The sequence below is a fragment of the Shewanella litoralis genome (assembly GCF_009828585.1).
Classification (GTDB): Bacteria; Pseudomonadota; Gammaproteobacteria; order Enterobacterales; family Shewanellaceae; genus Shewanella; species Shewanella litoralis.
Window position 1 is genome coordinate 1 of the sequence record NZ_WSRZ01000134.1, and the last position, 299, is coordinate 299.

General features: G+C 49.5%; 1 protein-coding gene. It reads right to left on the bottom strand.

Going from position 1 to position 299, the window contains the following annotated elements:
• The coding region (locus GQA99_RS20730) for a hypothetical protein (protein WP_206194609.1) at positions 1 to 299 on the bottom strand (299 nt) is incomplete at both ends.

The following is a 299-nucleotide window of genomic DNA, read 5'->3' on the forward strand; positions in this document are numbered from 1 at the left end:
TGGATGTTGCTGAAATTTGCTGATAACTCTTGGCGCCTGGGGAACAGCCCTCTGGATGTTGCTGAAAATTGCTGATAACTCTTGGCACCTGAGGAACAGCCCTCTGGATGTTGCTGAGAATTGCTGATAACTCTTGGCACCTGAGGAACAGCCCTCTGGATGTTGCTGAAAATTGCTGATAACTCTTGGCACCTGGGGAACAGCCCTCTGGATGTTGCTGAGAATCGCTGATAACTCTTGGCACCTGAGGAACAGCCCTCTGGATGTTGCTGAAAATTGCTGATAACTCTTGGCACCTG